11 protein-coding genes are annotated in these 12,221 nt (G+C 43.8%); 10 read left to right on the top strand and 1 reads right to left on the bottom strand.

Features of this window, described 5'->3' with window-relative positions:
• Positions 1 to 124: 124 nt before the first annotated feature.
• From VB077_RS01895 to VB077_RS01860, 8 genes are all read left to right on the top strand, one after another.
• On the top strand, positions 125 to 487 hold the full coding sequence (locus VB077_RS01895; protein ID WP_323413515.1) for a cupin domain-containing protein: 363 nt from the start codon (positions 125 to 127) through the stop codon (positions 485 to 487).
• A 29-nt stretch (positions 488 to 516) separates the two neighbouring features.
• Positions 517 to 1,281, top strand: a complete 765-nt coding sequence (allE, locus tag VB077_RS01890; RefSeq protein WP_323413514.1) for a (S)-ureidoglycine aminohydrolase — start codon at positions 517 to 519, stop codon at positions 1,279 to 1,281.
• A 266-nt stretch (positions 1,282 to 1,547) separates the two neighbouring features.
• Positions 1,548 to 2,924: an allantoinase AllB gene (allB, locus tag VB077_RS01885; RefSeq protein WP_323413513.1), complete on the top strand. Its 1,377-nt coding sequence runs from the start codon at positions 1,548 to 1,550 to the stop codon at positions 2,922 to 2,924.
• A 260-nt stretch (positions 2,925 to 3,184) separates the two neighbouring features.
• Positions 3,185 to 3,847, top strand: a complete 663-nt coding sequence (locus VB077_RS01880) for a helix-turn-helix transcriptional regulator (RefSeq protein ID WP_323413512.1) — start codon at positions 3,185 to 3,187, stop codon at positions 3,845 to 3,847.
• 249 nt (positions 3,848 to 4,096) lie between these two features.
• Positions 4,097 to 4,804: an aspartate/glutamate racemase family protein gene (locus tag VB077_RS01875; protein WP_323413511.1), complete on the top strand. Its 708-nt coding sequence runs from the start codon at positions 4,097 to 4,099 to the stop codon at positions 4,802 to 4,804.
• 127 nt (positions 4,805 to 4,931) lie between these two features.
• Complete coding sequence (locus tag VB077_RS01870; RefSeq protein WP_323413510.1) at positions 4,932 to 6,200, top strand: dicarboxylate/amino acid:cation symporter; 1,269 nt, start codon at positions 4,932 to 4,934, stop codon at positions 6,198 to 6,200.
• 52 nt (positions 6,201 to 6,252) lie between these two features.
• On the top strand, positions 6,253 to 6,630 hold the full coding sequence (locus VB077_RS01865) for a RidA family protein (RefSeq protein ID WP_323413542.1): 378 nt from the start codon (positions 6,253 to 6,255) through the stop codon (positions 6,628 to 6,630).
• Positions 6,631 to 6,678: 48 nt separating this feature from the next.
• Positions 6,679 to 7,680 carry a D-cysteine desulfhydrase gene (locus VB077_RS01860; protein WP_323413509.1) on the top strand — a complete coding sequence of 334 codons (1,002 nt, stop codon included), beginning with the start codon at positions 6,679 to 6,681 and terminating at the stop codon, positions 7,678 to 7,680.
• 237 nt (positions 7,681 to 7,917) lie between these two features.
• Here VB077_RS01860 and VB077_RS01855 read toward each other — a convergent pair whose 3' ends face one another.
• Entirely contained in the window at positions 7,918 to 9,150 is a 1,233-nt protein-coding gene (locus VB077_RS01855) for a Zn-dependent hydrolase (RefSeq protein ID WP_323413508.1), read from the bottom strand.
• A gap of 200 nt (positions 9,151 to 9,350) precedes the next feature.
• Between VB077_RS01855 and allB (VB077_RS01850) the strand changes: the two genes are divergently transcribed.
• Positions 9,351 to 10,703, top strand: a complete 1,353-nt coding sequence (gene allB, locus VB077_RS01850; protein ID WP_323413507.1) for an allantoinase AllB — start codon at positions 9,351 to 9,353, stop codon at positions 10,701 to 10,703.
• A 102-nt stretch (positions 10,704 to 10,805) separates the two neighbouring features.
• On the top strand, positions 10,806 to 12,197 hold the full coding sequence (locus tag VB077_RS01845; protein WP_323413506.1) for an NCS1 family transporter: 1,392 nt from the start codon (positions 10,806 to 10,808) through the stop codon (positions 12,195 to 12,197).
• The last annotated feature ends 24 nt before the right edge of the window (positions 12,198 to 12,221 follow it).

Here is a 12,221-nt window from a genome sequence, read left to right as displayed (position 1 = left end):
TGCCTTTCTGATTGCAAATTAATAGATTGCAATATAAATATACATGAGTTAAAATGAAGTTGCAAATAAAGTGGTCGACCGCACGTATGGTTTATAAGAATGATTCAAAGAGGAGGATGATTCAATGATAAAAAGGGCAGATGAGTTGAGGGTTGAATACAGCCCCAACTTAAAAGGCGGAAAAGAAACCGTAAAGATTATTAATATCCTGGAGAATGAGGATAACTATGGGACAGGGAGGCTCTTTGGTGTCAGCATCATTCCTGTGGGCGGATCCATTGGTAAGCACCGTCATGACGGCGATTTTGAAACCTATTACATCTTAAAGGGCAAAGCGCGCGTCAATGATAACGGCAATGAGCAGATTTTAGGCCCCGGCGATATGACCGGATGCAAAGACGGAGATTACCACGCGATCGAAAATATTGGAGACTGTGATCTGGAATATATAGCAGTGATCCTCTATACCCAACAAAAACAACAATAATAACGATAATGAATGAAAGGGTGGGTTTAATGGGTTATCCAAGTGACATCTTATCAACAAGGGCAGTAGTGAAGCATGGCAATTATGCAGTTTTGCCGGAAACAGGTCTGGTGAACAATGTTGTTCCCGGGATTGAAGGGTGCAGGATCAGTATTGTCGCTTCACCGAAGATGGGAGCAAGTTTTGTTCAGTATGTCATTACTGCCGAAAAGAACGGCGGAACAACAAAGGTTTTTGGCAACCAGCCCAATATTGAAACCTTTATTTACTGTATCGAAGGGGAAGGAGTTTACACCGTTGCCGGAAAAGATTATAAGGTAACAGACGGCGCCTATATCTATGCCCCTGCCGGTGTCGGTCTGGAATTCAAAAACACCTCTGATAAGCCGATGAAGGTTCTTTTATACAAACAAGTCTACGTTCCCTGCGAGGGAATGCAGCCCTATGTCTATTATGGAAATACCAATGATATTGAATACAAAATTTATGATGATATGGAAAATGTCTTTGTTAAGGATCTGCTGCCGGTGGATGTCAATTTTGACATGAATATGCATATCCTTTCATTTGCCCCCGGCGGATGTCATCCCTTCGTGGAAACGCATGTCCAAGAGCATGGCGCTTACATTTTAGAAGGCGAAGGCTGTTATCTCTTAGATGATAACTGGTCCATGATTAAAAAAGACGATTTTGTCTGGTTCGGCCCCTATGTAGCGCAAGCTGCCTATGGTGTGGGAAGAACAAACTTTACCTATATTTACTCTAAGGATTGCAACCGAGACGTCGCATTATAATAGATAAACGTGAACCACAGGGGCTGTCGCAAAACAGTCCCTTTTTCATGCGCCCATAATCATGGACTATTGTAAAAGACCCAAAACTATACGACTATAGGTTTTGCGACAGACCCTGGCCTTTTTCTAAATTGAGGGGTTAATCCTTATCCATATTTGCTAAAGATTAAGGGAAAGGCAAGGGGTATAATCTAAATTAACAGAACAATTCAACTTTAAAAACATATCAGATCAATCTAAATTAGTGGCTTTTGGGAGGGACAAAAATGTATGATTTGGTCATTCGTAACGGACTGATAGTTACCCATGAAAATGTTTCTGCCGGAAATATCGCGATTCAGAATGGTAAGATAGCAGCGATCACTTCCGCGGAAACAGAGATTGAGGGCAAGGAAGTCATTGATGCTCAAGGTAAATACGTTTTCCCCGGTGGAATCGATACCCATGCCCATTTAAATGATCCCGGCTACAATTGGCGCGAAGATTATGTTCACGGCACACAGGCTGCGGCAGCCGGCGGTATTACAACTTTCATCGATATGCCCATGCAAAATGAGCCGGCACTGACAACGGCTGCCCTTTTTAATCGCAAAGAAGAACTGCTCAAGGATAAAGGAATTGTCGATTATGCATTTTGGGGCGGACTCATTGATAATAATGTTAAGGAGCTTGTGGGTTTGTATGAAGCCGGAGCGGTGGGTTATAAGGCTTTTATCGGACCCTGTTCCCCGGATTATACCAGCGTAACCTCAGGTATTATGCGGCATGCGATGCGGGAGGTTGTTCCCCGCGATATCGTGTTCGGCTTCCATTGTGAAGATTATTCGATTATTAAATATGAAGAAAATAAGGCGATTCAGGAGAACCGCCGTACGATTCGAGATTTCCTTGATGCGCGACCGGTCAGTGCGGAAATGATTTCTGTGGAAAACGTTATTTGCTTGGCAAAAGAAACCGGTGCACGGGTGCATATTTGCCATGTCAGCCATCCGGAAGTAGCTCAACTTATCCGTGAAGCTAAAGCGGAAGGGGTAAAGATCTCAGGGGAAACCTGTTCACATTACCTCGTTTTTAATGAGGACGATTTCCTCAACAACGGTCCTATTTTTAAGTGTGCGCCGCCTCTAAGGAGACAAGAGGACCAAGAAGCCCTTTGGGAATATGTCTTAGATGGAACTTTAAGCTGCGTAGCCTCCGACCATTCACCCTGCACTCTTGAGGAGAAGGCTGTAGATTCGGGCGATATCTGGAAATCCTGGGGAGGGCTCAGCGGGATTCAGTCCACCTTCCAGGTTATGTTTGATGCCGCGGTGAATCAAAGAAAATTAAGCCCTAAACTTCTTGCTCAGGTGCTGTCATATGGACCGGCTCAAGCCTTTAATTTATTCCCGCGCAAAGGAGTGCTCGCTCCCGGCTATGATGCGGATATTGTGATCTTAGACCCCGAGAAAGAGTGGGAGATCACTCCGGAATCCCTATTCTATGTCAATAAAATATCCGCCTTTGTCGGTCTAAAAGGGAAAGGCAGTATCGAAAAGACCCTTGTTCGCGGTAAGGTCGTGTTTGATGATGGTAAAATTACGGCTGCACCAGGTACGGGAAAATTGCTTAAACGGCAGGACTGTGGGCCAAGACAACTTTAAATTTCAGCTGACTTTGAGGGGCTGTTGCATCGTGCAACAGCCCCTCAAGCTATGTATGCCGGGATATTGATGCAAAAGACCCGCTAGCGTTAGGGTACCCGCCAGCGTTAGTCTAGCTTTTCCCCTTAAGTGATAAGTTGGTCAAGTCTAGGTGTTTCAAATATTTTTGTAATGGCTACAAAAATATTGTTGTAAACGATACAAAAATGTTATATGATAATTATAAGAAATAGATGGGATTAGTGAAGGAGAAATTCATGATGAGTACACAAGAAGCGATTCTGGAGAATTTAAAAGGAATAGCTCAAATGATAAAGGACACTTTTGGCAGTCGTTGTGAAGTAGTCGTACATGATCTGCGGGATCTTGAACACTCTCTCATCTTTATTGCAGGGGAAGTTACCGGCAGGTCTGTGGGTGCTCCGATTACAGATCTTGTTGTTAAGACACTGCAGCAGCAAAACGGTTCGGCCCATGACATGATTGGTTATAAAACAATTACAAAGGATGGACGAATCCTGAGATCTTCAACAACCTTTATCCGCGATGAACACAATAAGGTTTTTGCTACGCTTTGTATCAACTATGATATTACGGAGATGCTGAACTTTACGACGCTCTTACAGGATTTTATCAATCCTAACCAAAATAATAACGAAGAGAAAGAAGAAACATTTGCGACAACGGTTCAGGAGACGATTGAGTCCCTTGTGAATCAAACGATTACCAAGGTGGGAAAACACCCTACGGCGATGTCTATGGACGAAAAGGTCCGGTTTGTGGGTATTCTCGAAGAAAGAGGCGCCTTTATGATTAAAGGAGCCGTTGATTACATCGCGGCAATTCTCAATGTATCAAAATTTACAGTATACAATTACCTGAACAGATATCGGGCTATCATTGAAGTCCATAAAAATGATTAAAAAACTTTACCAATAAGGAGTCAATAATGAATCAATAATAAATCGATCAATAAATAAATGAAAGGGGGATGATGATTATAAGAGTATATGTGAGAGTTAAAACTATCACAAGTTTAAGAGCTCCTTAAGGAGAAAGGGGAAAGACAAAAGAAGAAAGATGTAAGACGTAAGACGTAAGACGAAAAACGAAGAAAGGAGAAAAAAGAAAAAAGTAAAAAATAAGAAAGAAAGGGGAAGGGGGTAAAACTCATGGGTAAAACCATAGGAATTCTAGGTGGAATGGGTCCCTTGGCTACTGTTGATATTTTCCACAAAATTGTCTCGTTAACAGATGCTAATATCGACCAAGATCATATCCATATCATCATTGATAATAACCCCGGGATTCCTGATCGGCTTAATTATATTTTCAGGGACGGGGAAAGTCCGGAAAAGGCCTTAATTCAATCGGCTATTAAACTCGAATGTATGGGCGCGGATGTTTTAATCATGCCTTGTAATACTGCACATTACTTTTATGATGCGATTAAGAAATATATAGGGATTGACTTTATCAATATGGTCGATGAAACCGCAAAAGAAATAAGAGCGACCTTACCCTCCTGCAAAAAAATAGGCTTATTGGCATCGAAAGGGACTTACAGCACAGGCGTTTACGACAAAATATTTGCTCCATATGATATTGAGGTTATTAAGCCGGATTCGGAAGGCCGGCAAGATCTTGCCGAACTCATTCTAGCGGTCAAAAGAGGACAAACCACTTATGACCTGACAAACATTTATAAAGTCTTAGATCAATTAAAAAAGAAAAATGCGGAGATGATGGTGTTAGGATGTACCGAACTTCCCATTGCTTTTAAAGTGTTTAATATTCAGGAGAAATATATTGATTCAACAACCGTATTAGCATGCAGTGCGATTAAGTATTGCGGAAAAAAAGTACGAAAGGCTATATAATTTAAACTGTTAGTTCAATTCACACCGTTAGTTTAGCGATTGGTCGTAAGCATAACTTAGATGATACCCTTTGTTCTAGTCTTAATTTTCACGAGGAGAATTAATTCGGTTAAAAGGAGGAAAAGTTATGTCCGATAAAACATCGAGTCGTAAAAAGTTGAGTTTGCCGGCTAAGATGGCTATTGGTATGATCGCCGGTATTGTTGCCGGTGTCATATGTCAAGCGATAAATTTAAACACAAACATATATATTAAGCCTTTTGGTGATTTATTTATTCGTTTAATTCGCATGGTTGTTGTTCCCCTCGTATTCGCATCTTTGGTTACAGGGGCTGCGAGTATGGGGAATGCTAAAAAATTAGGAAGTGTGGCCACTAAATCGCTCGTTTGGATGTTTGGAACTTCGGCAATTGCAACTGGATTGGGGCTAATCTTTGCAAATGTCTTTAAGCCGGGTGTCGGACTGAACCTGAGTACCGAAGGGTTAGCGGCTAAAGAGATTGCTCCCCCGAATTTTGTGGATACTCTGCTCAATATTGTTCCGATTAACCCGATGGAAGCGTTTTCTACGGGGAACTTACTTCAAATCATTTTCTTTGCGATGCTCTTTGGATTTGCATTAAGTATGCTTGGTGAAAAAGTTAAACCCCTTGTTAATATTTTCGAGCAACTTTCGGAAACGATGATTAAGCTTACCGGAATAGTCATGGGGTATGCCCCTATCGGTGTCTTTGCGTTAATTACGGTAACTGTTGCGCAAAACGGAATTGGCGTACTTCTTCCTTTATTGAAGGTTATCATTCTTCTGTATGTTGTGTGTCTGGTCCATATCTGTTTAGTTTATTTTACGTCAATCAAATTTATTACCAAAAAGGGTATTAGAGAATTTCTAAAGGGAGCAGCAGAACCGTTGCTTGTTGCTTTTACAACATGCTCGAGTGCCGCCGCTTTAGCCGTGAATCTAAAAGCTACACAGCGTCTGGGCGCATCGAAAAGCGTTGCCAGTTTTACGATTCCTTTAGGCAATACCATCAACATGGATGGAGCGGCAATATATCTTGGAATTGCGGCAGTGTTTGTTGCTCAAGTCTATGGTATTGATTTAAGCTTTGGTCAACAGTTAACAATTCTTCTGATGTCTGTACTGGCTTCGATTGGCTCTGTAGGGGTTCCTTCCTCCGCGCTGGTGGTAATGACCATGGTCTTTACTTCTGTTGGACTTCCAATCGAAGGTGTTGCCCTCGTAGCCGGTGTTGACCGAATTTTAGATATGGCTCGGACAACACTTAATGTCATGGGTGATGCAACAACTGCATTAGTGATTTCCAAGTTTGAAGGAGAATTATCTGAAACAGATTATAATCGTGATGTCGATAGTTCAGTAACGAGTGCCTAGATCAGGAAAATTTAGATGGAGTCAAAACAAAAAACGGGGAGAGGAGTGATTCATCTTGAAAAAGAGTATTCAAACAGGGAAAGCACCGGCGGCCATCGGACCCTATTCTCAAGGGATACTGGCAGAAAAATATCTATTTGTTTCGGGACAACTGCCTCTCGATCCGGTTACCGGGGTGCTTCCTGAGGACATTAAGTCTCAGACAGCCCAATCGATTAAGAATGTTCAGGCTGTTCTTCAGGCGGCGGGAGGTGATCTGGCAAATATCATAAAAACAACCGTGTTCTTAACAGATATGAAGGATTTTAACGCTGTTAATGGGGTCTATGCTGCATTTATGAAGGAGAATCCTCCTGCACGATCAGCGGTCCAGGTTGCGGCATTGCCCAAAGGGGCCCATGTTGAAATCGAAGCCATTGCCTACATCTAGATGGCAACAGAATACTCATTAAAAATAAAAATTAGGAGGAGAATTACTATGAATCTAGCACAATTTCCACGGAGACGCTACACAGAAGGGAAAACACCATTAGAGTTTTTGCCTAACTTTACGAAAGCTCTAGGGGGTCCCAATATCTACATTAAAAGAGATGACTTATTAGGACTCACTTCAGGCGGAAATAAAACAAGAAAACTTGAATTCCTCATGGCAGATGCTCTGAATCAAAAGACAGACACAATAATTACCTGTGGTGCGGTTCAGTCCAACCATTGCCGTCTAACATTGGCCGCTGCAGTCAAAGAAGGATTAAAGTGCAGACTTGTCCTGGAAGAGAGGGTAAAGGACAGCTATAACCCCGATGCAAGCGGTAACAACTTCCTGTTCCAATTACTCGGGGTGGAAAAGGTCTATGTTGTTCCCGGGGGTTCCAATATGATGGAAGCGATGCAAAAGGTTGCGGATGAAGTCGCTGCCGAGGGCAGGAAAGCCTATATTATTCCAGGCGGGGGTTCAAATCCTATCGGTGCAACCGGCTATGTCGCCTGCGCCCAAGAAATTATGGAACAAACCTTCGATTTAGGGATCAATATTGACCACATTGTATGTGCAAGCGGAAGTGCCGGAACCCATAGCGGATTGCTGGTTGGTTTCTTAGGGAACAATATGAATATACCGCTGACCGGGATTAGTGTTAACCGTAAAACAGATGTTCAAGAGAAATTAGTCTTTGAATTGGCGAATAAAACGGCTCAAAGAGTAGGCTTTAAGGCGGGTGTTCCTCGGGAGCAAGTCAAAGTTATTGATGAATATGTCGGGCCGGGTTATTCGCTGCCCACGGATACGATGGTCGAAGCCGTACAACTTCTCGCAAGAACAGAAGGAATCTTGCTTGATCCGGTGTATACGGGAAAAGCAATGGCCGGACTCATTGGTTTGACCCGAAAAGGTGAGTTCAAAAAGGGTGAGAATGTTCTGTTCATCCATACGGGTGGATCACCGGCGTTATATGCTTATATCCCAACTATTTTGGGTAAATAGGGATAGGGGCTGTCGCAAAACCTATGGTCATGTAGTTTCGGCTTTTTTGCAATAGTCCATAATTATGTGTGTACGAAAAAGATCAGGGCCTGTTTTACAACAGACCCTGATCTTTACTTATTTTTTCGCTTTAGATATTAATTCCGACGGTCAATTACGTTTATAAATCATCACTAACTTGCCGCGCCTTATAAAGATTTGCGTACGTTTAAAACACCCAGTTATTTACATTCGCGTTCAGGCTTTTACGGCGATATCTAAAAGGATATGATAAAGAACATTGATACCGTCCGCGCAATCCTCCAATGTGCTGTATTCCAAGGGGTTATGACTGATCCCATCTTTTGAACGGACAAAGATCATGCCGATCGGGCAGATATTGATCATTTGCATGGCATCATGTCCCGCACCGCTGGGAAGGGAAAAGTAGGGGACCCCTGCCTCAGGGCAGGCTTTTTGGGCGACTTGGCGGAACTCCTCTGTGCAAGGGGCAGGAGGAATGCGCTGGAGCAGTTCGGTCGATAATGTAACCCCGCGTTCTTGGCAGACCCGATCGAATTCCTTGAAAATCTGTGCTTCAACCCGATCGCTGATCTCCTGAGATGTATCCCGCAGATCAAGGGTGAATTGTACGGTTCCCGGGATGATGTTGATCCCGCCGGGCAAGACGCTGAGCCTGCCTACGGTTGCCACCGTAGTCCCTGTTTTCTTGGCTTCCCGATCGACAACCTGAACCATTTCCGCTGCCGCGACCAAGGCATCATGACGCATGGACATCGGCGTGGCTCCGGCATGACCTGCCTCTCCTTGAACAGTACACTTAATCCAGAGTTCATTAACAATTCCGCTGACTATGCCGACAGAGAGGTTATGGCTTTCCAAGACTTTTCCCTGCTCGATGTGGAGCTCGATAAACGCTTTTATTGCTTCTCGGGAGCGGTCGGCTTCACTAATTCTTTCAGGATCAAAGCCTTGGGCTTTCATAGCTTCGGCAACTGTTATTCCGTTTTTATCTTTCATTTCGAGATCCTTGCGTTTAAGATCGCCGATGACCCCGCGGCTTCCAAACATGCTAAAGCTGAAGCGGGAACCTTCCTCATCGTTAAAGGCGTAGACCTCGATCGGGTGCTCTGTTTCTATGCCTTGCTCATTAAAAGTCTGCAAGACCTCGAGCGCACCGATAATGCCCAGACTCCCATCGTATTTACCCCCGTCACAGACCGTATCAATATGGGACCCTGTGAGAACGACGGGGGCTTGGGGGTTGCGCCCCTCTCTGCGGCCAATCATATTGCCGACCGCATCTTCTCTGACCGTCAGTCCCGCTTCTTTCATATACTTAGCAACTAAATCCTTGGCTAATCTATCTTCTTTTGTGAAAGCATGGCGGGTAAGGCCGCCGGTTTCCTGATTCTTACCAATCTCACCCAATTCCGACAAACGCTTGGAGACGCGTTCTTTGTTAATCACAATTACCACCCCTATTACATCTTAGCTATTTACCCCTTTGTAGTTATTTTTCTATATTTTTTGTCTTTTGTCTTTGGCAACTCAGGATAAAAGAAATCAAGTATATTAGTAATAATTGATAATGAAAAATATAAATGTTCAGTATATTCTTGATGTAAGATAGTTCAAAAAAGTTACACCAGATGAAGGGGGAATAATTCATGAGTAAGCGTTATGATTTAATCATTAGAAACGGGATGCTTGTGTGTCCGGATGGCGTAAAGAAAGCGGATATTGCCGTTTATGATGAGAAGATTGCGGAAATTGCCGAAGAAATATCCGGCGATGCTCAAGAAACCATTGATGCAGCCGGAAAATATGTATTTCCCGGCACAACCGACGGACATGTCCATTTTAATGATCCGGGAAGAACAGAGTGGGAAACGATCGAAACGGGAAGCAGCGCCCTTGCAGCCGGCGGCGGTGTTGCCTATTTTGATATGCCGCTGAATTGCAGTCCCTGTACTTTGGACGCTGTAAACTTTAATAATAAGCTTGCCGTTGCTCAAAAGGACTCCTTGGTGGATTATGGTTTCTGGGGGGGATTGACCCCTGTAAACTTGGATAAATTGGATGAGCTGGCTGAATGCGGAGTCATTGGATTTAAGGCTTTCTCCTGCCACAGTGGAATCGATGAATTTCCGAGAATGGATGATTATACCGCTTTAGCGGGTATGGAAAAACTGGCTAAGCTGGGGCTGCCCTTAATGGTCCATTGCGAAAATGCTGAAATCACTAAAAAACTGACCGATCTTGCCCTGGCGAATAATCGGACCGGAGTACGGGACTATTTTGCAGCTCACTGTCCGATTACGGAGATCGAAAATGTTTCCCGCATGATTGCTTACGCCGAAGAAACCGGTTGCAAATTGATTATTGCCCATGTCAGTATGGCGAAATCGGTTGAGCTTGTTACAGAAGCCCGCCGCAGGGGAGTGGATGTCCACTGCGAAACGATCGGACATTATCTCTACCTTACAGACGAAGATGTGGAACGTTTAGGAACTGTAGCCAAATGCTCTCCCCCAATTCGTGACAAGGCAAACCAATCCAAGATGTGGGGAAAACTCTTTAATAATGAAATAGACTTCATTTCTTCTGACCACTCACCCTGTGATCCCAAGCTAAAAGACGGGGAATTTATGCGGGTTTGGGGCGGCATATCTGCCTGCCAAACCACTTTGCAGGGATTACTCACCCATGCCTATCATAATCGGAAATTCCCTCTCACCGATATTGCTAAATTGACCGCTCAAAATGTTAACGAGATATTTAACATCAAAGATAAAGGGAAAATCGAAGTGGGCTATGACGCAGACTTTGCCCTAGTAGATTTGGATCAGGAATTCACCCTAAAGGCAGAAGATTTGTTCTACAAACACAAGGTCAGTCCTTATGTGGGAGACCGCTTCCGTGGCCATGTAACCCAGACTATTCTTAGAGGCACAACCCTCTTTAAGGATGGAAAAATTGTCTCCAAGCCTATGGGTAAACATCTTCGTCCCAATCAATAGTCAAAGTTATAAAGGAAGCTTACTTCGGGTGGAGTTTTAACTCCATCTGAAGTTTAGCTGACTTATCCCTAAAGACTAATTCAAAAGAAGGAAGTGAAGGCTATGTCCCTAAACATTGAAGATCAAAGCGATGTGAATATTGAACGCACTCCCGGTGTAAACGAATCACTCTATCCGAAAAAGACCAAGGACCGCACCATGGGACCCATCCCTTATATGTTCATGTGGGTCGGCGATGGAGTTAACCTGGGTAATATGACACTCGGGGGCAGCATGATTATTGCCGGAGTGGCGACCTTAAATATATTCCAAACCTTTGCTGCGGCGATCATAGCCATTGGAATTATCTCGGTTGTTTTTGCTTTAAATGATAGACTGGGTTATAAAACGGGTATCCCTTATGTTATACAACTGCGGATGTCCTTCGGTGAGAAGGGTTCTATTATTTCTTCACTCTTGCGTGGTGTTCCTGCCATTGTCTGGTACGGATTCCAGAGCTGGGTTGGGGCCACTGCCTTAAATGAAATTCTTAAAGTTTTTACCGGCGGTTCCTTTGATAGTATCCCCATCTGCTTCGTAGTCCTTCAGGCTGTGCAGATTGTCCTTTCCATGTATGGCTTCCATGCCATTAAATGGGTAGAAACCCTTATCTCCACGGTACTCATGGCCGCTTTCGTTTACGTATTCATTCTTCTGATTACCAATTACAGCGGTGTCATCGCCGATAAGTGGATCCATACCGGCGGCACTTGGGGCATTGAATTCTGGGCTTTCATTATGGTCTTGATGGGCAACTATGCGGCCATATTCCTCAGTGCAGCCGATTACTCCCGTGAGCTCAAACCCGGATATAACGATGCAAAACGCGGTTTCTTCTACTTCTCACCCATTATCCTTGCTTACGGTACTGTTATTTGTATCGGGGCAATGCTCGCTTCGGCAACCGGCAACTCCAACCCTGTCAAAGCTTTAGCCATTGTTTTCAATAATGATGCCATCACAGTCTTTGTCTCCTTCTTTATCGTCATGGGTGCAATTGCGGTGAACATGGTTGCCAACATTGTTGCCCCAACCTATATCATTCAATTGCTCACAAAAATCAGTTACAAACCGGCCGTTGTTATCACCGGTCTCCTTGGACTTTGTTCCTTCCCCTGGGTTTTGGTTCAAGACTCTTCTTCCAAAGGTCTGGCTACGTTCGTTCTTATCTACTCCGCTTTCTTAGGACCTATCGTTGCCATCCTCTTGGTGGAATATTATCTCTTGCGAAAACAAAAGGTGAATGTGGCCGATCTATACAAAGCGGACGGTCCATTCTCCGGGTATAACCCGGCCGCCATCACAGCCATGCTCATTGGAGCGGCGGCAGCCTTTATGTTCGTCGATCTGGCTTGGATCATCGGTCTTGTGGTCGGAGGAATTTCCTATTACGTTCTTACGAAATATGCCTTTAAAAATTCCCCCTTTAAAAAAGGGACGATATTTGAAAAGTAAACCCGTTTCGGCATAGCTGAAACA

It is taken from the genome of Desulfitobacterium sp. (assembly GCF_034927245.1).
Lineage (GTDB): Bacteria > Bacillota > Desulfitobacteriia > Desulfitobacteriales > Desulfitobacteriaceae > Desulfitobacterium_A.
The sequence above is the reverse complement of the archived record's forward strand: the minus strand, read 5'-3'. Positions and strand labels throughout refer to the sequence as shown.